This window comes from Aeromonas sp. 1HA1 (assembly GCF_029237385.1).
GTDB classification, from domain to species: Bacteria; Pseudomonadota; Gammaproteobacteria; order Enterobacterales; family Aeromonadaceae; genus Aeromonas; species Aeromonas popoffii.
On record NZ_JAACGC010000007.1, the window covers coordinates 48,228 to 68,752 of the forward strand.

A 20,525-nucleotide genomic window follows, 5' to 3' on the forward strand; every position below is an offset into this window, starting at 1 on the left:
CCGATCCCGGATCACCATAATGGCCACCATTCACTCCCACTCAAGGTGCCCGTCATGATCCCTGTATCCGCGCTCGGCGCTCTCGCCGCGCTCTCCATCGCCATCTTCTTCATTCTGAAGAAGGTTCCGCCCGCTTACGGCATGATAGTCGGCGCCCTGGCCGGTGGCCTGATCGGCGGTGCCGATCTGACCCAGACGGTCGCCCTGATGATAGGTGGCGCCCAGGGGATCACCACGGCCGTGATGCGGATCCTGGCGGCCGGTGTGCTGGCGGGCGTGCTGATCGAATCGGGCGCGGCTACCACCATAGCCGAGACCATCGTCAAGAAGCTGGGCGAGACCCGCGCCCTGCTGGCACTGGCCCTCGCGACCCTGATCCTGACTGCGGTCGGTGTGTTCGTGGATGTGGCGGTTATCACGGTTGCCCCCATTGCGCTGGCGATTGCTCGCCGTGCCGACCTCTCCAAGGCGGCTATCTTGCTGGCCATGGTCGGTGGTGGCAAGGCGGGCAACGTGATGTCCCCCAACCCGAACGCCATTGCCGCCGCCGACGCCTTCCATCTGCCCCTCACGTCCGTCATGGCGGCGGGCATCATCCCGGGCCTGCTCGGTCTGGCGATGGCTTACTGGCTTGCCAAGCGCCTCAACAATAAAGGCAGCAAGGTCGCTGCCGATGAGGTGGTGAGCTTTGCCGGCACCAAGCTGCCCGGCTTTGCTGCGGCCATCAGTGCACCTCTGGTCGCCATCCTGCTGCTGGCCCTGCGCCCGCTGGCCGGTATCGTGGTGGATCCGCTCATCGCCCTGCCCCTCGGCGGCCTGGTCGGCGCCCTGATGATGGGCAAGTTCAGCAAGGTGAATCAATTTGCGGTCTCGGGCCTTTCCCGCATGGCGCCGGTAGCCATCATGCTGCTGGGAACCGGTACCCTGGCGGGCATCATTGCCAACTCGGGTCTGAAGGATGTGCTGATCAGCGGCCTGACCGCCTCCGGTTTGCCCTCCTACCTGCTGGCCCCCATCTCGGGCGCTTTGATGTCGCTGGCGACCGCTTCGACCACGGCCGGGACAGTGGTGGCCTCCAACGTGTTCAGCGCCACCCTGATTGAGCTCGGCATCAGCAGTCTGGCGGGGGCCGCCATGATCCATGCGGGTTCCACTGTGTTTGACCACATGCCCCACGGCTCCTTCTTCCATGCCACGGGTGGCAGCGTCCACATGGGCGTGGGGGAGCGCCTGAAACTCATCCCCTACGAAACTGCCGTCGGTCTGACCATCGCAGCCGTCTCCACCCTGATGTTTGGCGTGTTTGGCCTCGCCTAAGGAACTGATATGAAAATTGTTATCGCACCGGATTCATTCAAGGAGAGCCTGAGCGCCATGGCGGTGGCTGATGCCATCGAGGCGGGTTTCAAGCAGGTGTTGCCAGATGCCACCTACATCAAGTTGCCCATGGCCGATGGCGGCGAGGGGACAGTGCAATCCCTGGTGGATGCCACCGGTGGTCGTATCCTGCCGGTCGAGGTGACTGCGCCGCTCGGTAACAAGGTGCAGGGCTTCGTCGGCCTGCTGGGGGATGGCGAGCGCGCCGTCATCGAGATGGCCGCCGCTTCAGGGCTGCATCTGGTCGCGCCGGAACTGCGCAATCCGCTGCTCACCTCCAGCTTCGGCACTGGCGAGCTGATCCTGGCTGCGCTGGAGATGGGGGTGAAGCACCTGATTCTCGGTATCGGCGGCAGCGCCACCAATGACGGCGGTGCCGGCATGATCCAGGCGCTCGGTGGCAAGTTGCTGAAAGCGGATGGCACTTCTATTGCGCTGGGTGGTGCTGGTTTGGCCGAGCTGGCGACCATCGACCTGAGTGGCCTAGACTCCCGTCTGAGCAGGATCACCATAGAGGTGGCTTGCGATGTGGACAATCCACTGTGCGGCCCGAAAGGCGCCTCCGCCGTGTTTGGTCCGCAGAAGGGGGCCAACCCCGACATGGTGGCGCAGCTCGATGCCAACCTTTCCCGCTATGCCGACTGCATCGAACAGGCGCTCGGCAAACAGGTGAAGGATATTCCGGGGACGGGCGCAGCTGGCGGCATGGGCGCGGCCCTGGTGGGCCTGCTCGGTGCCGAGCTCAAGCCAGGTATCCAGATCGTCATAGCGGCGCTGAAACTGGCCGAGGCGGTGGCTGATGCGGATCTCGTCATCACCGGCGAAGGGCGCATCGATAGTCAGACTATTTATGGCAAGACGCCAATCGGTGTCGCACGCTGTGCCAAGCAGTTTGGCAAGCCGGTGATAGGTATTTCGGGCTGTCTCACCGACGATTACGGTGTCGTGCATGAGCACGGACTGGACGCGGTGTTCGCCGTGGTCAACCGCGCCATGTCGCTGCCGGAAGCGCTGGCCAGCGCCACCACCAACCTGCAGCTCACGGCCCGCAACGTGGCCGCGCTCTATATGATGCGACGCTAATCCTGTTCTGGCCGGTGCCTGGCACCGGCCAAACCCTGCCCCGTGTAGCGGTAATGACCAGCATCTGCTGCCGGTCTGCCCGACACACCTTGCCGATCTGTCGATCGGCTTTTTTCATTATCCTGCTGTATCCCTGCCACTTTTCTGTGGTTTCTGTGTTCCGGTTGCGCACTTTGCGGCATAGTGATCTCCCATAGTACAAGGAGCCACCCATGATCTTGCTGACCCTGGGGGTACTGCTGTTTACCCTTATCCACCTCTACCCCTGCTTCGCCGCTGCCCACAGGGACCGCTTGCGCGACCGGCTGGGGGAGAACCGTTACAAGGGGCTCTTCTCGCTGCTGCTATTTGTCGCCATTGGCTTTATTCTTGCTGGCTGGCGTTCGTCCAGCCCCATGCCGCTCTACTTGCTGCCCACCTGGGGCCCGACCCTGATGATGGGCGCCATGCCAGTCGCGCTGATCCTGTTCTTCTCCGGCCAGGGGCCCAATCACCTGCGGCGTTGGCTGGTGCATCCCCAACTGCTTGGTACCCTGCTCTGGGCTGGCGCCCATCTGACGGTCAACAGCGAGGCCCGCTCTCTGGTGTTGTTCGGCGGTATCGGTCTGTGGGCGCTGATCAGCATCATCTGGATTTCGGTGCGGGACTGGCAGCGCTATCCCCGTCCCGCAGCGAACTGGGTGGGTACTGGTATCAGTGTGGGAGCTGGACTCGCGTTCACGGCTGTCTTGATCTTCTGGGGTCATGGCTGGCTGACCGGCATACCCTTGCGCTAAATGATGGGGATGAACCGGCAGCGCCACCTGTGCGTATGACGCTCATCTGTTCAAAAGGAGTTGCCCGATGAAATGGTTCACTTTGTTATTACTGCTTGGTGTGGGGGCTGTGTCTGCTGCCTGTCCCGACTACTTCAATGTGGAGATGCGGGAGCTCAACAACACCCAGCGCCACAACCTGTGTCAGCTGACCGAAGGCAAGGTGGTGCTGGTGGTCAACACAGCGTCTTATTGCGGCTATCGCGGGCAGTTTGGGGATCTGGAGACGCTTTACCAGACCTACAAGGATAAAGGACTGATCGTGCTGGGTTTTCCGTCAAACGACTTCTGGCAGGAGTCGGGGGATGAGGACAAAACCGCTGCTGTTTGCCGCCGTGACTACGGGGTGACCTTCCCTATGTTCAACCGGTTGGCGGTACGCGGTGACGATGCCAGCCCGCTCTACAAGGGGCTGGCCGCGGCTGCGGGCGAGGCGCCGGGCTGGAACTTTCACAAGTACCTGATAGGGCGTGATGGCAAGCTGGTCGCGAGTTATGGTGCGAACCAGAATCCGGCCGACGATCCCCTGCAAAAAGAGGTCAAACGGGCACTCGGGCTTTAGGCCTACCCCGCTGCGGGCCGCTCTGGAATAATGGAGGCCCGCTTTCTTATCTGGTAATCCCGTGCTGCAACGTCTGCCCCAAATGGTGATCTTCGATGCCTTGGTCCGTGAGCAGGGCATCTCGGCGGCCGCGCGGCGGCTCGGCGTCTCCAAGTCCCACATCAGCAAGCAGCTGGCCCAGCTTGAGACCGAACTCGGTGCCCAGCTGGTGCAGCGCACGACTCGCCGCTTCTCCCTGACCGAACTCGGTCAGGAGTATGCCCGTCACTGCCGCGCGTTGGTGGCGGTGGCGCTGGAGGCGGACTCCATGGTGGCGGAGCGCCGTGGCAAGGTGAGTGGCGTCCTGCATCTGGGAGTCGGTCAGTCCTTTGGCCGGTTGCATGTGATCCCGCGCCTCAAGGCGTTTCAGGATCGCTACCCCGAGCTGGAGCTGGAAGTCTCCCTGTTCGATCACAGAACCAACCTGGTGGATGAGGGACTGGATCTCTGGATCACCACCTATGAAGACAAGCCCGAAGCGCTGGTGGGGCAGCGGCTGGCGGATATCCACTTCGTGCTGGTGGCCTCGCCGGACTATCTGCTGAGCCACGGTACCCCGCTGCACCCCAAGGAGCTGGCCCAGCACAACTGCATCACCTACCAGAGTCGGGAGCGGCGCTACCACGAGTGGTCGTTTCGCCAGGGCAAGGAGCGCCAGACGGTGCAGGTGGCCGGCAACTACCGGGTGGATCTGGCGGAGGCGGTGCGGGATGCCGCCCTGGCCGGACTCGGTATCGCCTATGTCGCCAATTACTTGCTGGACCAGGAGTTGCAATCCGGTCAGTTGATCCCCCTGCTACCCCAGTGGCGGCCGAACCAGAAGATGGCGGTGCACGCCGTCTACGCCAGGCGCGAACATCTGGATCCCAAAATCCGGCTGTTCATCGATTTCCTCAAGGAGAGCTTCGGTCCCAATCCCTATTGGGAGCAGCGACTCGCCCCCTGGCTCGGCGGCAAATTGTCTGGCATAGAGGAATGATCGTTTCCATATAAGAACGCCGGCTTTCGTGTGATACCAAAATTGAACCAAATCAGCGGGTTGGCTCAACCGGTATCGTGCAAACGTTTTTGCTAACAGGGCTGTAACCAAGCGGGCTTGCAGTGGCTGAGCGTGGAGCGCAGAATCCGCGCCCATCTTTTGCCCCACCTGATGGAGTCCCTATGATAGCCCTGCTCGGCATACTGAGTATCCTGGCGCTGGCCGTGATCTGCTCTGATAATCGTCGTCGTATCCTACTGCGAACAGTCGGCCTTGCCCTCTGCCTGCAAGTCCTCTTTGCCGGTCTGGTGCTCTGGCTGCCTGCCGGTCAGCATGTGTTGAACGGGGTCAGCGAGAGCGTCAGTAGCGTGATAGGTTACGGCCAGGAGGGGATCGCCTTCCTGTTCGGGGACCTGGCCAAGTTCAAGCTGGGCTTCATCTTTGCGTTCAACGTGTTGCCGGTCATCATCTTCTTCTCGGCGGTGATCGCCATCCTCTATCACATAGGCTTGATGCCGCGGGTCATCGCCCTGCTGGGCGGCGGTCTGCAGAAGCTACTGGGCACTGGCCGCGCCGAGAGCCTCTCCGCCACCGCCAACATCTTCGTCGGCATGGTGGAAGCGCCGTTGGTGGTTAAACCCTACCTCTCCAAGATGTCTGACTCCCAGTTCTTCGCCGTGATGAGCTGCGGTCTCGCCTCCGTGGCTGGCGGCACCCTGGTGGGCTACGCCAGTATCGGGGTCGAGCTCAAGTACCTGATCGCGGCGGCCTTCATGTCGGCGCCCGCCGGTCTGGCCATGGCCAAGATCCTGGTACCGCCCGGAATCGGCGAGGTGGATCACCATCAGGACGTGGAGATCCCGCGTGCGACCAATGTCATCGAAGCGGCGGCCGATGGTGCCATGGCTGGCCTCAACATCGCGGTCGCGGTCGGTGCGACCCTGTTGGCCTTCGTCGGGGTGATTGCTATGCTCAACGGCCTGCTGGGTTGGGCTGGCGGTCTGGTGGGGCTGGATCTGAGCTTCCAGATCATCCTGGGCTGGCTGTTTGCCCCCGTCTCCTGGCTGATAGGCGTGCCCTGGGATCAGGCCCAGGCGGCCGGTGCCCTGATCGGGACCAAGATAGTCATCAACGAATTCGTCGCCTTCATCGCCCTGGTGCAGGATCAGACTCTGAACGAATCGAGCAGGGCCATCGTTACCTTCGCCCTGTGCGGTTTCGCCAACATCTCCTCCATGGCGATCCTGATCGGTGGTCTGGGCGCCATGGTGCCGGAGCGCAAATCCTTCATCGCCCGTTATGGCATGCGCGCCATATTGGCAGGTGTGCTGGCAAACCTGATGAGTGCCTCGCTGGCGGGGCTGTTCCTCGCTCTCTGATTAACCTCGACGCTAGCACCTTACGGTCAGAGCCCGCTTCGGCGGGCTTTTTTGTTGGCCGCGTTCGGGCAAAAAAAAAGCGCCTCAGAGGAGGCGCGGGGAAAAAACAGATTGGAAGCGTCACATGGGTGCCACTTGAATGAGGGATGAGCCATGCCATCCAAGTGTGAAGCCATGATGCCTGACGCTGTCTGAAGCCCTTCTGAGGCGATTCTTCATGCTGTGTTCATTTTGTTAAACGCGAAACGGGACCAATCCAGTGCCTGAAGCCTGTGTGTTATTGGAGTGCCGCTGCCATCCCATCAGGGGTCAGCCTGAATGAGTGGGCGTTTTGTTGTTGCAGAGCCAGCAACCAGTGTTTTACAGGGATGCCGCTGTCATCCCATCAGGGGTCAGCCTGCATGCATGGCCGTTCTATTGTTCCAGAGCCAGTAACCAGCGTTTTACAGGGATGCCGCTGCCATCCCATCAGGGGTCAGCCTGAATGAGTTGATGTTCTGTTGTTGCAGAGCCAGCAACCAGTGTTTTACAGGGATGCCGCTGTCATCCCATCAGGGGTCAGCCTGCGTGAATGGCCGTTCTGTTGTTCCAGGGCCAGCAACCAGCGTTTGATGGGTATGCCGCCGGCATAACCGGTCAGCTGGCCGCTGCGCCCAATCACCCTGTGACAGGGCACTATGATGCTGAGGGGATTGCGGCCATTGGCGGCCCCCACTGCGCGTACCGCCTTGTGATTGCCGATGGACTGGGCTATTTCGAGATAGCTGACGGTCTCGCCGTAGGGAATGTCGCACAGGGCGCGCCATACCGATTGCTGGAAGGGGGTTCCCTTGGCGGCGAGCGGCAGATCGAAGCGCTGCAGGTGGCCAGCGAAATAGGCGGCAAACTGCTCGACGTAGGGCGCCAGCGCCAGATCATCCTGGCGCCACTGCGGGGCTGGCATGATGGGGCGTTCACCCTGCATGAACTCCACGTGGCGCAGGCCATCCCGATCGATGGCGATGAGCAGGGGACCGTGGGCGCTGTCGCAAAAACTGTATCTCATCTTCTCTCATCCTTGGCGTGGGCAAGTCGTAAGGCTGGCAGCATTACTCCAGCACGGGTTTGCCGCGGGCCGACTTGATGTCGCCCTTGCGCTTCTTGGCGTCGACTCGCTTGCGCTGGGAGCTGCGGGTCGGCTTGGTGGCATGACGGGCCTTGGGACGCCAGGCGGCTTTTTTAAGCAGCTCCACCAGGCGGCTCATGGCCTCCTTGCGGTTCATGTCCTGGCTGCGATGGGTCTCGACGCGGATCTGGATAAAACCGTCGTGTACCCGGCTGTCGCTCAGCTTGTCGAGTCCCTCCTTGTAGAGATCCGGCAGGCTGGGGGAACTGCGGTAATCGAAGCGCAACCAGACGGCGGAGTCGGTCTTGTTGACGTGCTGGCCGCCGGCGCCCTGAGCTCGCATGGCTTGAAACTGCAGCTCATGCCAGGGCAGGGTCACGCTGTTGGAGATGACTAACATACTGCTGTGCTCTTGTTTGGTGCATCGGGAGAGGCTGGTTCAGCTTGGTGCCTCATTATGGGGCGAGATGCGCTCCCTGGGTGATATTGTGGGGTGCCTATCCCAGAATAAAAAACTATCCTTTTGAAATTTAACAATAAAAAGACTTGGCACGAGAATTGACTCCCAATTCATGACATACCATGGATTGGGAGCAACCAGATGAAGCTGATTACTGCGATTATCAAACCGTTCAAGTTGGACGATGTGCGCGAAGCGGTCGCCAACCTGGGGATCGAGGGCCTGACCGTGTCCGAGGTCAAAGGGTTTGGTCGTCAGAAGGGGCACACCGAATTATACCGGGGAGCCGAGTACCAGGTCGACTTCTTACCCAAGGTAAAGCTGGAAATAGCGACGGTCGATGACAACGTCGAAGGGGTGATAGAGGCGATCTGCAAGGCGGCCTACACCGGCAAGATCGGTGACGGTAAGATCTTCGTCTACGACTTGCTACAGGCGGTGCGCATTCGTACCGGCGAGAGCGACGATGAGGCGCTCTGAACTCTCGCGCGTGATGCTGGTTTGAGCAAGGGGACTCTGTTGCGGATTGGCCAGACCGGACAGATTGCCGATGTGAAGTCGCGGATGGACCCCATGGTGGGGCTGGATAGGATTCTATCCGGCCCTTTTGTTTGCAAGGCGTTTAAATATGTGATCCCGCACTCGATGTTTTCTTGATCCCGCTGTCGAGGCCAATGCAAAATACAAACAGCAATGGTTATCACTCGATATAGCAACTCAAGGAATGGATGATGAAAATGAAGATGTTGGCACTGGCTTTCTCGACCCTGGCTGCTCAGGGAGCGTTGGCGGCAGGGGAAGTGAATGTCTACTCCAACCGGCAGGATGAGCTGATCAAGCCCATCATCCAGCAGTTCGAGAAGGAGTCGGGCATCAAGGTCAACGTGGTGTTCGCCAAAGAGGGGCTGAACGAGCGTCTGGAGCGGGAAGGCAAGCTTTCCCCGGCCGATCTCATGCTGACTGTTGATATCAGTCGGCTGACCGATCTGGTGGACAAGGGGTTGGTGCAGCCGGTAGACAGCAAGATCCTGCAGGAGAATATTCCCGCTATCTATCGTGACCCGGAGAACCGCTGGTTCGCCCTGACCACCCGGGTGCGTGCCATCTATTCGAGCAAGGATCGCCTCGGCAAGCTGGACACCATCAGCTACGAAGATCTGGCCAAGCCTGAATTCAAAGGGAAAATTTGTACCCGCAGCGGCAAGCACGAGTACAATGTGGCGCTGGTTTCTTCCATGATCGCCCATCACGGCATGGCCGAGACCAAAACCTGGCTGGAAGCGGTCAAGGCCAACCTGGCGCGCAAGCCGCAGGGCAACGACCGGGATCAGGTCAAGGCGATCAAAGATGGCATCTGTGACCTGTCGCTCGGCAACAGCTACTACCTGGGCGCCATGCTGAAAGATCCGGCGCAGAAGTCCTGGGCCGATGCGGTCTATATCAACTTCCCGAACCAGGCTGACCGTGGCGCTCACGTCAACGTGAGCGGCGTGGCCATGACCAAGCACGCCAAGAACAAAGATGAAGCGCGCAAGCTGATGGAGTTTCTGGCTGGCGACACGGCCCAGCACATGTATGCGGACGTGAATGCCGAGTATCCGGTCAAGGCCGGGGTCGAGCCGTCCGCCATGGTCAAGGCCTGGGGCAGTTTCAAGTCTGACGCGCTACCGGTCAGCGATTATGCCAAGCACCGCAAGGACGCCTTGCAGCTGCTGGATGAAGTGAAATTCGACTTGTAATCAGATGGGGCCAAGGGCCCCATCAACTTCTGTGGTCTCATGAAAAATTGTGGATGGATTGCCGGCAGCTGGGCCACCGCCCTGCTGCTGGGTTTGCCGGTGCTCGCCCTGATCTTCTCTGCCTTCTCGGCAGATGGAGACCTGTTTCGTCACCTCGTCGATACGGTGCTGCTCGATTATCTGGCCAATACGCTGGCGCTGGTGGCGGGTGTTGTGCTGCTCAGCCTGCTGTTTGGCGTACCCACCGCCTGGCTGGTCGCCATGTGTCAGGTGCCGGGGCGCCGAGCACTGCAGTGGGCGCTGATGTTGCCCATGGCCATGCCCTCCTACATAGTGGCCTACGTCTACACAGACCTGCTTGACTACTCTGGCCCGCTACAGGCCGGATTGCGCGCACTCTTTGGCTGGAACAGTCCGGCCGATTACTGGTTTCCGGCCATTCGCTCCCTGGGCGGCGCCGCTTGGGTGCTGGCGCTGGTGCTGTTCCCCTACGTTTATCTGCTGGCCCGCGCCTCCTTTCTGGAGCAGTCGGTCAGCCTGATCCACTCCAGCCGTCTGCTTGGTTGTACGCCCTGGCAGAGCTTTCGTCGCCTCAGCCTGCCGCTGGCGCGCCCCGCCATCATGGTGGCCGTGTCGCTGGTGGCGATGGAGACCCTGGCCGACTTTGCTACCGTCCACTTCTTTGCCATCAATACCCTGACCACGGCGGTCTACGATACCTGGCTCGGCTACGGCAGCCTGGCCACTGCCGCCAAACTCTCCTGCCTGATGCTGCTGGCGGTGGTGCTCTTGATCGCGTTGGAGCGCCGCTCTCGCCGTCGGCAGCAGGTGTTCCAGAAATCCATGGGCCATGAGCAGCCGCTACGCTACCCGCTCAAGGGGGTGAGTCGCGCAGCGGCCGGGCTCTGGTGCTGGGGATTGGTGCTGGCCGGTTTCGGTCTGCCATTCGTCATCCTGCTCGATTACGGGGTGCGCTATTTCGAACTCTCCTGGACGCCGGAGTTTGTTCGCTTCGCCGGCAACAGTCTGCTCATCTCGACGCTGACCGCCCTGCTTGCCATGGGCATCGCCCTGCTGCTCGGTTTCTTCCGTCGCCTCGATGGCGGGCTCAAGAGTCTGCTGCCCCTGCGCATCTCTGCCATGGGGTACGCCATGCCGGGTACCGTGCTGGCCATCGGCGTGCTGGTGCCGCTGACGGCCCTCGATTTTGCCATCAATGATCTGGCCGAGTGGCTTGGCCGCCAGGGCCCCGGCCTGCTGTTGACCGGCACCATCACCGCCATCGTGTTCGGCTATCTGGTCCGCTTCGTGGCCATCGCCATCGGCTCGGTGGAGACCAGCATGGGCAAGATCTCCCCCAGCCTCGACATGGCGGCTCGTTCCCTGGGGCAAGGGGATGGCGGCATGCTGCGCCGGGTTCATCTACCGCTGGTACGGCGAGGCCTGTTTGCCGGCGCCATGCTGGTGTTCATCGAATCGATGAAGGAGCTGCCCGCCGCCCTGCTGCTGCGGCCCTTCAACTTCGACACCCTGGCGACCCACGTCTATCAATTCGTGTCGGACGAGATGCTGGAGCGGGGGGCGCTCGGCGCCATCGTCATCGTGTTGGTGGGCTTGCTGCCGCTCATCTGGGTCAACCGCAGTCTGGATAGTCCGGGCCACTGATCGGGCAGATGAATCTCTGCAATGTTGTCCGGCCGCAGGTCGGTCTGAACCAAAAGAATATGAGGAAGTCAGCCGTGTCTTGCTTGCAGGTTGAAAATGTCAGTTGCCGTTACAACGGCCGCAATGTGCTGGAACAGCTCTCGCTGATAGTGGCCGACAACGAGATCGTCTGTCTGCTGGGCGCTAGCGGTTGTGGCAAGACCACACTGCTCAAGGCCATCGCCGGTCTGCTGCCGCTGGCAGAGGGCACTATTCGCCTCGGCGATACCCTGCTCGACGGGCCGGATGCCAGCGAACCCCCAGAGGCGCGTAACATTGGCATGATATTTCAGGATTACGCCCTCTTTCCCCACCTGACGGTGGCCGAGAACGTCGGCTTCGGCCTGACCCGACTCGATCGCCGCATTCGCCAGCAGCAGGTGGATGAGGCGCTGACGCTGGTCAATCTGCAGGGGCTGGGTGCGCGTTATCCGCATGAACTCTCCGGCGGTCAGCAGCAGAGGGTCGCCATCGCCCGCGCTCTGGTGTGCAAGCCCAGGCTGATGCTGTTGGACGAACCCTTCTCCAACATAGATACCCAGGTGCGGATGAAGCTCATTCTCGAGATCCGCGCCCTGCTCAAGCAGCAGGGGATTGGCGCCATCTTCGTCAGTCACAGCAAGGAGGAGGCGTTCGCCTTCGCCGACCGGCTGGCGCTGTTCCGTGCCGGTCATATAGAGCAGGTGGGTCAGCCGGAGCAGCTCTATCGCCGCCCGCAGAACCGCTTCGTGGCGGAGTTTCTTGGCGGGGTCAACTACCTGGCCGCCGAGGTGGTAGACAGCCACTGCGTGCAGACGTCGCTGGGGGTGGTGTGCGGCACCGAGCCTCACGGCCGCGCCGTGGGCGAGTTGCTGCAATTGATGCTCAGACCCCAGCAACTGTTGCTGGAGGCTGTCGACGGCGGTGAGCTGGTGGTGCTGGAGCAGCAGTTTCTCGGTCATCACTGCCGGGTGTTGTTCGAGTGTGGCGGCCAGCGGCTCGAGGCCAGCATTGGCGAGCCGCTTGGCGGGATGCGGGCACGGGTCAACCTTGCCCCGCATGCGCTCGTGCTGTTTGATCCATTGCCGTGACAGAGCTGATATCGTTGTGAAATCAAGGAACTGGATTCACTCTGGTTTATAATCGCGCAACGCAATGCCAACATCGCTAATGCCTGTTCAGGGGAGAGAGATATGAAAGCCCAAGCCGGGATCTGTGCAGAGCCGAATCTGCACGCCCTCTATCTGATGTTCAATCGCACCGGCGACGGCGCCGAACTGGTGGCCCGTCTGGCCAGCTTGCCCGCCCTGTGGGCGGCGGTTGCCGCCGATTTTCCCGATGCCGGTTTCAGCGGTCTGGTCGCCGTCGGTGCCGATGCCTGGGATGGTCTCTACCCTGCCGCCCGTCCGCCCCAGTTCCGTGGCTTCATGGCGCAATCTGCCAACGGTCAGCAGGCGCCGAATACCCCGTTTGATCTCTTCGTGCAGTTGCGCGCCGATCGGGTGGATGTGCTGCACCACGCCGGTCAGCGCGTGATGGCTTTGCTGGCGGGGCTGGTGGTACTGGCCGAAGAGGTGCGCGGTTTTCGCAATCTGGATTGCCGGGACCTGACCGGCTTCGTCGATGGCACCGAAAACCCGCAGGATGAGCACAGGGCCGACGTGGCGCTGCTGGGCGGCGGCGAATTTGCCGGTGGTTCCTATATCCACGTCCAGCGCTGGGTGCATGCCATGAGCGACTGGGAGGCGCTGGCTCTGAAGGAGCAGGAAGACATCATAGGTCGCACCAAGGCCGACAACATAGAGTATGAGTCGGCCGACAAGCCGCTGACCGCCCACATCAAGCGAGTCAATCTCAAGACCCCCAAGGGTGAGTCCATGGAGATACTGCGCCAGAGCATGCCCTGGGGCACCATGACCGAGCAGGGGCTCTACTTCATCTCCTGCTGCAGCACGCCGCTGCACTTCAACGCCATGCTGGCCAGCATGTACAAGGGGGAGGGCAGTCACTTCGACCATCTGCTGCGTTTCACCAGGGCCGTGACCGGGGCCGCCTTCTTTGCGCCTTCCGAGGATTATCTGGTTTCCAGGGGCAAATAAGCGCGGTGACGTCACCAACAAAAATCCCGGCCTTGGCCGGGATTTATCGTTCAGGGGGCGTCACCACAGCGGGACGGACGAGCCTGATTAAGGGGTCTGTTCGAACAGCTCGAGGGCGGAGAGGTAGAGCTCTTCGATGTCGGTGTCGCTGGTCGGGGTGATGAAGATGGTGTCATCACCGGCGATGGTGCCGAGGATCCCTTCCGCCTTGCCGAGGGAGTCGAGCAGGCGAGCGATGAGCTGGGCTGCACCCGGGCTGGTGTGGATCACCACCAGGGCGCCGTTGTGGTCGACGTCCAGTACCAGGTTTTTGAGCGGGCTGGAGGTGGTGGGCACGCCCAGTTCCACCGGCAGGCAGTAGACCATCTCCATCTTGGCATTGCGGGTGCGAACGGCGCCGAAGCGGCTCAGCATGCGTGATACCTTGGACTGGTTGATGTTCTCGAAGCCCATCTCTTGCAGGGCAGTCACTATCTCTGCCTGGGAGCCAAATCGTTCTTCTTTCAGCAAGGCTTTAAAGGCCTTGGCCAGTTTTTCTTGCTTGTCGTTATGCTTCATCTTGGACTCACGAATGAGGAGGTATGGCGGCCTGTCACGCTCAGGCGGCAGATATGAACAGCGAGTCCATTTTGCATTCATGTGCCTAATTTTGCAAGGAAGCGGCGCTTGTTCTGCATATTGATTCAAAATTAGCTTGCATCCACCCATCTTGGGGCTAAAATCGGGACGAAATTTTGAAAACTTATTCAATTGGGCTGTATGGGTATTGAATTAATCGGTATCGAAAAATCCTGGCACAAGGTGCCGGTACTGCAAGATGTCAGCTTTCGGACTGCTCCCGGTGAAACCTTGGTGCTGCTGGGCCCAAGCGGTGCCGGCAAGAGTTCGCTGCTGCGCATGATGAACCTGCTGGATACGCCGGATGCCGGTGTATTGCGCATAGGTGAAAGTGAATTTTCTTTCCCGTCCAGCCTCTCTGCCGCCGAATTCAACCGTCAGACACAGGCGCTGCGCCGCAAGGTGGGCATGGTGTTCCAGCAGTACAATCTGTGGCCACATCTGACAGTGATGGAGAACCTGATCGAGGCCCCTGTCAAGTTGCTCGGCATGAGCAAGGCGGCTGCCATCGAGAAGGGCGCCTATCTGCTGACCCAGCTGCAACTGGCGGATAAGCGCGATGCCTGGCCTGCCCGGCTGTCCGGCGGTCAGCAGCAGCGGGTGGCCATCGCCCGTACCCTGATGATGGATCCGCAGGTGCTGCTGTTTGACGAGCCGACGGCGGCCCTCGATCCCGAGATCACCAAAGAGGTGGCGGAGATCATCCGCAATCTGGGCCAGACCGGCATCACCCAGGTCGTGGTGACCCACGAGGTGGAGTTCGCCCGCAAGGTGGCCAGTCAGGTGATCTATCTGGAGAAGGGACGGATCATCGAATCCGGCTCCGCCGCCATTTTCAACTCTCCGCAAACCAGCCGGTTTGCCGAGTTCTTGATGCATTGATATTCAAATCGATAAGGAAGCTGTCATGAAAAAAAGTCTATTGCTGGTTGCTGCCATGGGCCTGTTGAGCACCTCTGTGCTGGCCAAGGAGATCAAGTTCGCCACCGAGGCAACTTATGCTCCGTTCGAATACCTGGATGACAAGAACGAGTTCCAGGGTTTTGACATCGATCTGGCCCGCGCGATCTGCGCCCAGGCCAAGCTGGAATGCAGCTTCCACAACCAGGCCTTTGACAGCCTGATCCCCAGCCTCAAATTCCGTCGCTATGATGCCGCTATCGCCGCCATGGACGTGACCCCGGAGCGCTCTGCCCAGGTCGACTTCTCCGACATCTATTACGAGAACTCCGCCGTCTTTGTGGCCAAGAAGGGCGCTTTCAAGGGACCGGAAGAGCTGGTGGACAAGACTGTTGGCGTGCAGAACGGCACCTCTCACCAGTCCTATCTGGTGGATAACTGGGTGAGCAAGGGTCTGCTGACCGTGCCTTATGCCAGCTACCAGAGCGCCTTCCTCGATATGATGAACGGCCGTACCGACGGCGTCTTTGCGGATACCGCCGTCGCAGCCGACTGGCTCAAGCAGCACAAGGAGTATGCCGTGGTGGGTACGCCGGTGACCGATGCCAAGTACTTCGGTACCGGCTTTGGCATCGCGGTCGCCAAGGGCAATCAGGAGTTGCTGACTCAGCTGAACAAGGGGCTGGCCGAGATCAAGGCCAACGGCACCTATCAGCAAATCTTCGACAAATACTTCGCGCAGTAAGCCATGTTGAGCCTGTTGTTGGATGCAGCCTGGATGACCCTCGGGCTGGCTTTGGCATCACTGGTCGGGGGCATGGTATTGGCACTGGCGTTCAGTGCCGCCGAGCTCAGCAAGCAGCGTGCGCTAGTGTGGCCCGTGGCCACACTCACCACGCTGATCCGTGGCCTGCCCGAGCTGCTGGTGGTGCTGTTCATCTACTTCGGCTCGACGCAGCTGCTGTTCCTCATCACGGGTGAGTACGTGGAGTTCAGCCCGTTCGCCTGCGGTGTGCTGGCGCTCTCCCTGTTGTTTGCCAGCTATGCGACCCAGACCCTGCGGGCGGCGCTCAATGCCGTGCCTGCCGGGCAACGGCTGGCGGCGCTGGCGCTCGGCTTTGGCAAGAGTCACATCTTCTTTCGCATCGTGCTGCCACAGGCGTGGCGTCACGCCCTGCCGGGCCTTGGCAATCAGTGGCTGGTGCTGCTCAAGGATACGGCGCTGGTCTCCCTTATCGGGGTGAACGAGATGATGCGTCAGGCGCAGATGGCCTCGGCCAGCACCTATGAGCCGTTCACCTGGTATGCCGCTGCTGCCCTCATCTATCTGGCGATCAGTCTGGTGAGTGAATATGGCTTGAGTCTGGCTGCCCGCTACACCCGCCGCTACGGAGGCTAACTGATGCAAGAGTATTTCATCACCCTGCTGGGCGGTTTGGTTACTACGCTGGAGCTGACTCTGCTCAGTCTGCTGCTGGGGATTGCGCTAGCGCTCCTGATGACCTGGGTGCTGGAGTTGCGCATTCCGGTGGCGACCCAGCTGGTACAGCTGTGGGTGCTGATCTTCACCGGCACGCCGCTGCTCATCCAGATTTTCCTCATCTACTACGGGCCGGGCCAGTTCGAGTGGCTCAAGTCCGGGCCGCTCTGGCCGCTGCTCAAGCAGCCCTGGTTCTGCGCTGTGTTGGCCCTTGGCTTTAACACGGCGGCTTACTCTACCCGGCTGTTCAAGGGGGCACTGGATGCCATTCCATCCGGCGAGGTGGAGGCGTGCCGCGCGCTCGGTTTCTCGGCCGGGCAGACCTTGTGGATGAAGGTACGCCACGCCGCCCGGCGGCTGGTACCTGCCTATTCCAACGAGGTGATCCTGGTGCTCAAGGGGAGTTCGCTCGCCAGCACCATTACCATCATGGATGTGATGGGTCTGGCCCAGCGTCTCAACGCCCAGACTTATGACACCCTGGCGGTGTTCACTGTGGCCGGTGCCCTCTATCTGACCATGAACGGATTGTTAACAATTGGGTTCCGCTGGTGTGAACGGCGAGCCCTGGCATTCCAGGCCTGAGTTCGGTATATCTACCTATTTATGGTCGGGGGAAGTGCAGGAAATCTGTGCTTTCCCTCTGATTTTCTGCATTTTCCCCCATTTTTATTCGCCGCCTGTTTCTTGGCTCACAGAACCCGTGATTACAACTGTTATCAGATTGTTTTTTAGGGGGGGATCCATTAATGTTGGGCCCACAACAAGAAACAACCTTAAACCTACGCTTAAACATGGAGTTGATCATGAAAGTTGCCGTTCTGGGTGCCGCCGGTGGCATAGGCCAAGCCCTCGCTCTGCTGTTGAAAAATCGCCTTCCTGCTGGCTCCGAGTTGAGCCTGTATGACATTGCCCCGGTAACTCCGGGCGTGGCGGTCGATCTGAGCCATATCCCGACTGACGTGAAAGTAAAAGGTTTCTGCGGTGAAGATCCGAGCCCGGCTCTGGTCGGCGCCGATGTGGTGCTGATCTCCGCCGGTGTGGCGCGCAAGCCCGGCATGGATCGTTCCGATCTGTTCAATATCAATGCCGGTATCGTCAAGAATTTGGTGGAAAAATGTGCCGCTACCTGCCCGAAAGCGCTGATCGGCATCATCACCAACCCGGTCAACACCACGGTCGCCATCGCCGCTGAAGTGCTGAAGAAAGCCGGTGTTTATGACAAGCGCCGCCTGTTCGGTGTCACCACCCTGGACGTGATCCGTGCCGAGACCTTCGTGGCCGAGGCCAAGGGTCTGAACGTCGACAAGGTGCGTGTCAACGTGATCGGTGGCCACAGTGGCGTGACCATTCTGCCGCTGTTGTCCCAGATCGAAGGGGCCAGCTTCTCTGCCGAGGAAGTGGCTGCCATGACCAAGCGTATCCAGAACGCCGGTACCGAAGTGGTGGAAGCCAAGGCCGGTGGCGGATCTGCCACCCTCTCCATGGGCCAGGCGGCCTGCCGTTTCGGTCTGTCTCTCATCAAGGGCCTGCAGGGCGAAGCCAATATCATCGAGTGTGCTTATGTCGAAGGGGATGGCAAGCACGCCGCCTTCTTCGCGCAACCCATACTGCTGGGCAAGAACGGCGTCGAAACCGTGCTGGACTACGGCAAGCTGAGTGCCTTCGAGCAAGCGGCGATGGATGGCATGCTAGCCACCCTGAAAGCCGATATCCAGCTGGGTGTCGACTTCGTCAAGTAAGCCGTATGGCTGACAAACAAGGGGAGCTTCGGCTCCCCTTTGTTATGGGTGACAGCTGCAGATGGCGACGGGCTAAGGGGATGGGGCCGGCTGCCGATAACAGAGAGCAGCAGGAGAACCTTATGATGAAACCACTTACCCTTGTCGGCCTTGTCTGTTTGCTGACCACCCAGGTACAGGGCGCGGAGCCTAAGGCATCCGCCGCCGCATCCACACCGAGCCGCGTGGTGTCAGCGGCTGAGCAAGCGATAGCATCCCTGCCCGCAGTGTCTGCCGCCGAGTCGCCAGCGGTTGCAGCTCCGCCCGCAGTGTCTGCCGCCGAGTCGCCAGCGGTTGCAGCTCCGCCCGCAGTGTCTGCCGCCGAGTCGCCAGCGGTTGCAGCCCCGCCCGCAGTGTCTGCCGCCGCCCAGCCTGCTGGATCTGACGCAGTCCCCGCTGCCGCACCATTACCTGTGGCGTCCGAGTCGACACCAGCAGCGGAGCCCGCTGCCGTTGTGACTGAATCTGCACCCGCGACCTCATCCCCCGCAGCCACAGTGGAGAGCGGACTCTCTCCGACCAGCCGACCCATGACCAGCACCCCATCGGGTGGCGGCGGTCTGGGTATCGACAGCCGCAATTTGCAGGCAGTCCCCCTCTACCGCCAGGATGAGTTGCTCAACTGGATTGCACAGGGGCGTCACTTGCAACAGGTGAAGCAGGACAGGTGCCAGCTTACTCAGGATATAGAGGTGCGGGCCGAGGTGATGAAGGTGCCTGCCTATCAGTTCCTGTGGGGCGACATGTTGGCCTGGGGGGTGTGCATCAAGCCCAATGCCGAGCTTGGGGTCAAATTCATGTGGGACGCGGCCAATCAGGGGCTGGCACCGGCGCTGGAACAGCTGGGCCGCTACTACTGGAAGGGCATCTTGGTGCAGAAAGATCTGGTCAGGGCCGAGACCCTGATGCGTGAAGCCGCCAGACTGGGGTTTCAACGGGCACAGGTCGAGTGGGTCGAGATGCTGCTGCAGGGGATGGGCAGCCCGCTGGATTATGAAGAGGCCTATCACTGGCTGCACAGCACCGTCATTGGTGACAAGGCCCAGCACCAGAGGGCGGCCACTCTGCTGAGTCGGCTGGGCAACCGGATGCCGGCCAACGCCATCGCCCGAGCCAAGGCGATGCACTGACCAAAAAAACGACCCACGGATCTGCATCCGTGGGTCGGGAGGTGCCAGCCGCCGTGCCGTGACAGGCTGGATCCTCCTTGCTTTATACGTGGCCGCCCCGTTTAAAGATCCTGATGGGGGCCAAAAACTTCGTAGTGCAGCTGATCGGCTGGAATGCCCATCGCGTTCAACTGCGCCTTGATCGCCTGCATGAAGCCAAGCGGACCACAGAAATAGTAGTGGGCCTGCGGCGCCAGCAACTCGGCCACCTGACTCACGTTCATGGTGCCGTGGAAGTCGTAGTCCTTCCCTTGCTCATCCAGAGCCCCCGGCTCCCGATACCAGACCCGGCTCTGTAGCAAGTCGTGTTGTTCGTGCTTGCGCTGGATATCCTCCTTGAAGGCGTGCAAGGAACCCTGTTCACAGGCGTGCAGCCAGCAGATGTCGGCAGCATGGCCTGTGGCCAGCAGCTGGTTGAGCATGCTCAGCATGGGGGTGAGGCCCACACCGGCGGAGAGCAGCACCACGGGGGTGGTGGCATTGGCCTGCAGGAAGAAGTCGCCGGTCGGCGGCATCAGATCTACCTGATCGCCAGTATGCAGATGGTCGTGCAGCAGGTTGGAAACCTGACCCTGCGGCTCGCGCTTGACGCTGATGCGGTAATCGCGACCGTTCGGCGCATCAGAGAGGGAGTATTGGCGGATCTCCTGATATTCGAGCTCTGGGTGGGCCAGCTTGATGCTGAGGTACTGGCCCGGTTTGAAATGCAGTACGGGTTTGCCGTCGACGGGCGCCAGCACGAAAGAGGTGATGAGTGTGCTCTCGACCCGTTTCTCCTTGATGATGAAGGCGCGAGGACCTTGCCAGCCACCGATCTCGCTCGCCTTCTCCTGATAGATCTCGCTCTCCCGGCCGATGAAGATACTGGCCAGCACACCGTAAGCCTTGCCCCAGGCATCCAGCACCTTCTCGGTGACCGCACTTCCGCCTAATTCTTTGAGCGTGGCCAAGAGATGACTACCTACAATGTGATATTGTTCCGGTTGGATCAGGAAACCCGTGTGCTTGTGGGCGATGCGTTCTACCGCTCCGGCCAGGGCTCCCAGGTTGTCGATATTCCTGGCGTAAGCCGCCACCGCGTTGAACAGCGCCAGCGGTTGACCGCCGCTGCGCTGGTGCGCCAGGTTGAAAATATCTTTCAGCTCAGGGTTGTGGCTGAACATGCGTTGGTAGAAGTGCTGGGTGAGGGCTGGCCCCGCCGATTCGAGCAACGGGATGGTGCTTTTGATGACGGCGATGGTGGCTTGGTCTAACATA

21 protein-coding genes are annotated in these 20,525 nt (G+C 60.7%); 17 read left to right on the top strand and 4 right to left on the bottom strand.

Features of this window, described 5'->3' with window-relative positions:
- Positions 1-54 precede the first annotated feature (54 nt).
- From GWQ22_RS03955 to GWQ22_RS03980, 6 genes are all read left to right on the top strand, one after another.
- Positions 55-1,317 carry an SLC13 family permease gene (locus GWQ22_RS03955; protein ID WP_275929521.1) on the top strand — a complete coding sequence of 421 codons (1,263 nt, stop codon included), beginning with the start codon at positions 55-57 and terminating at the stop codon, positions 1,315-1,317.
- A gap of 9 nt (positions 1,318-1,326) precedes the next feature.
- Positions 1,327-2,460 carry a glycerate kinase gene (locus GWQ22_RS03960; RefSeq protein WP_275929522.1) on the top strand — a complete coding sequence of 378 codons (1,134 nt, stop codon included), beginning with the start codon at positions 1,327-1,329 and terminating at the stop codon, positions 2,458-2,460.
- Positions 2,461-2,672: 212 nt separating this feature from the next.
- Positions 2,673-3,236: an NnrU family protein gene (locus GWQ22_RS03965; RefSeq protein WP_275929523.1), complete on the top strand. Its 564-nt coding sequence runs from the start codon at positions 2,673-2,675 to the stop codon at positions 3,234-3,236.
- Between the two features lie 67 nt (positions 3,237-3,303).
- Positions 3,304-3,837, top strand: a complete 534-nt coding sequence (locus tag GWQ22_RS03970; protein ID WP_108537405.1) for a glutathione peroxidase — start codon at positions 3,304-3,306, stop codon at positions 3,835-3,837.
- An 82-nt stretch (positions 3,838-3,919) separates the two neighbouring features.
- Positions 3,920-4,855, top strand: a complete 936-nt coding sequence (locus GWQ22_RS03975) for a LysR family transcriptional regulator (protein ID WP_042038929.1) — start codon at positions 3,920-3,922, stop codon at positions 4,853-4,855.
- A gap of 182 nt (positions 4,856-5,037) precedes the next feature.
- On the top strand, positions 5,038-6,234 hold the full coding sequence (locus GWQ22_RS03980; protein ID WP_275929524.1) for a NupC/NupG family nucleoside CNT transporter: 1,197 nt from the start codon (positions 5,038-5,040) through the stop codon (positions 6,232-6,234).
- Between the two features lie 526 nt (positions 6,235-6,760).
- Here GWQ22_RS03980 and GWQ22_RS03985 read toward each other — a convergent pair.
- Both GWQ22_RS03985 and arfB read right to left on the bottom strand, forming a co-directional pair.
- Positions 6,761-7,279, bottom strand: coding sequence for a methylated-DNA--[protein]-cysteine S-methyltransferase (locus tag GWQ22_RS03985; protein ID WP_275929525.1), 519 nt, complete (start codon positions 7,277-7,279; stop codon positions 6,761-6,763).
- 43 nt (positions 7,280-7,322) lie between these two features.
- Positions 7,323-7,739, bottom strand: a complete 417-nt coding sequence (gene arfB / locus GWQ22_RS03990; RefSeq protein WP_042038790.1) for an alternative ribosome rescue aminoacyl-tRNA hydrolase ArfB — start codon at positions 7,737-7,739, stop codon at positions 7,323-7,325.
- Positions 7,740-7,940: 201 nt separating this feature from the next.
- On the opposite strand from arfB, the gene glnK reads away from it, so the two are divergent.
- From glnK to GWQ22_RS04015, 5 genes are all read left to right on the top strand, one after another.
- The gene (glnK, locus tag GWQ22_RS03995; RefSeq protein ID WP_042038791.1) at positions 7,941-8,279 is read left to right on the top strand and encodes a P-II family nitrogen regulator; all 339 of its coding nucleotides are present in this window, start codon (positions 7,941-7,943) and stop codon (positions 8,277-8,279) included.
- A gap of 251 nt (positions 8,280-8,530) precedes the next feature.
- Positions 8,531-9,538 carry a Fe(3+) ABC transporter substrate-binding protein gene (locus tag GWQ22_RS04000; RefSeq protein ID WP_042038792.1) on the top strand — a complete coding sequence of 336 codons (1,008 nt, stop codon included), beginning with the start codon at positions 8,531-8,533 and terminating at the stop codon, positions 9,536-9,538.
- Positions 9,539-9,577: 39 nt separating this feature from the next.
- Complete coding sequence (locus GWQ22_RS04005) at positions 9,578-11,203, top strand: iron ABC transporter permease (RefSeq protein WP_108537210.1); 1,626 nt, start codon at positions 9,578-9,580, stop codon at positions 11,201-11,203.
- A gap of 74 nt (positions 11,204-11,277) precedes the next feature.
- Positions 11,278-12,312 (top strand): ABC transporter ATP-binding protein, encoded by a 1,035-nt coding sequence (locus GWQ22_RS04010; protein WP_042038931.1) that lies wholly within the window; start codon positions 11,278-11,280, stop codon positions 12,310-12,312.
- Positions 12,313-12,414: 102 nt separating this feature from the next.
- Positions 12,415-13,320, top strand: a complete 906-nt coding sequence (locus GWQ22_RS04015; RefSeq protein WP_275929526.1) for a Dyp-type peroxidase — start codon at positions 12,415-12,417, stop codon at positions 13,318-13,320.
- 87 nt (positions 13,321-13,407) lie between these two features.
- On the opposite strand, the gene argR is transcribed toward GWQ22_RS04015, so the two are convergent.
- Positions 13,408-13,878 (bottom strand): transcriptional regulator ArgR, encoded by a 471-nt coding sequence (gene argR, locus GWQ22_RS04020; protein ID WP_005308670.1) that lies wholly within the window; start codon positions 13,876-13,878, stop codon positions 13,408-13,410.
- A gap of 201 nt (positions 13,879-14,079) precedes the next feature.
- Here argR and GWQ22_RS04025 point away from each other — a divergent pair, with 201 nt between their 5' ends.
- From GWQ22_RS04025 to GWQ22_RS04050, 6 genes are all read left to right on the top strand, one after another.
- Positions 14,080-14,820 carry an ATP-binding cassette domain-containing protein gene (locus tag GWQ22_RS04025; RefSeq protein WP_042038796.1) on the top strand — a complete coding sequence of 247 codons (741 nt, stop codon included), beginning with the start codon at positions 14,080-14,082 and terminating at the stop codon, positions 14,818-14,820.
- A gap of 25 nt (positions 14,821-14,845) precedes the next feature.
- Positions 14,846-15,583 (top strand): transporter substrate-binding domain-containing protein, encoded by a 738-nt coding sequence (locus tag GWQ22_RS04030; protein ID WP_275929527.1) that lies wholly within the window; start codon positions 14,846-14,848, stop codon positions 15,581-15,583.
- Between the two features lie 3 nt (positions 15,584-15,586).
- Positions 15,587-16,237 carry an arginine ABC transporter permease ArtQ gene (gene artQ / locus GWQ22_RS04035; protein ID WP_042038799.1) on the top strand — a complete coding sequence of 217 codons (651 nt, stop codon included), beginning with the start codon at positions 15,587-15,589 and terminating at the stop codon, positions 16,235-16,237.
- 3 nt (positions 16,238-16,240) lie between these two features.
- On the top strand, positions 16,241-16,903 hold the full coding sequence (gene artM, locus GWQ22_RS04040; protein WP_042038800.1) for an arginine ABC transporter permease ArtM: 663 nt from the start codon (positions 16,241-16,243) through the stop codon (positions 16,901-16,903).
- A gap of 221 nt (positions 16,904-17,124) precedes the next feature.
- Positions 17,125-18,060 (top strand): malate dehydrogenase, encoded by a 936-nt coding sequence (gene mdh, locus GWQ22_RS04045; RefSeq protein WP_275929528.1) that lies wholly within the window; start codon positions 17,125-17,127, stop codon positions 18,058-18,060.
- Positions 18,061-18,629: 569 nt separating this feature from the next.
- The gene (locus GWQ22_RS04050) at positions 18,630-19,229 is read left to right on the top strand and encodes a flagellar protein MotX (protein WP_275929546.1); all 600 of its coding nucleotides are present in this window, start codon (positions 18,630-18,632) and stop codon (positions 19,227-19,229) included.
- 101 nt (positions 19,230-19,330) lie between these two features.
- On the opposite strand, the gene hmpA is transcribed toward GWQ22_RS04050, so the two are convergent.
- Complete coding sequence (gene hmpA / locus GWQ22_RS04055; protein WP_275929529.1) at positions 19,331-20,524, bottom strand: NO-inducible flavohemoprotein; 1,194 nt, start codon at positions 20,522-20,524, stop codon at positions 19,331-19,333.
- Position 20,525 lies beyond the last annotated feature (1 nt).